Origin of the sequence: Xylophilus sp. ASV27 (genome assembly GCF_016428875.1) — a bacterium.
GTDB lineage: Bacteria > Pseudomonadota > Gammaproteobacteria > Burkholderiales > Burkholderiaceae_C > Xylophilus.
In genome coordinates this window covers 1-302 of sequence record NZ_JAELTO010000363.1, presented here as the reverse complement: position 1 = coordinate 302, position 302 = coordinate 1, and the positions used below count along the sequence as shown (strand labels likewise).

The following is a 302-nucleotide window of genomic DNA, read 5'->3' as shown; positions in this document are numbered from 1 at the left end:
CCCCCCCCCCCCCCCCCCCCCCCCCCCCCCCCCCCCCCCCCCCCCCCCCCCCCCCCCCCCCCCCCCCCCCCCCCCCCCCCCCCCCCCCCCCCCCCCCCCCCCCTTTTCACGCAGAAGACGGCATACGCGATTTCCTGTACGGTCTCGTGGGCTCGGAGATGTGTATAAGAGACAGGCCTGCAACTGCAGGCCGAGATGACGGCCGAGTTCGGCGTCTGCCCTTTCGACGTCACGCTCGACTGCGAGGACGGCGCCCCGGTCGGCGGCGAGGCCGAGCATGCGGCCCTGGTGACCGAACTGGC

The 302-nt window shown here is 76.5% G+C and carries 1 pseudogene; it reads left to right on the top strand.

Going from position 1 to position 302, the window contains the following annotated elements:
- Nucleotides 1-195 precede the first annotated feature (195 nt).
- Nucleotides 196-302 (top strand): annotated as a pseudogene (locus tag JHD63_RS24425) (CoA ester lyase); the annotation flags it as partial.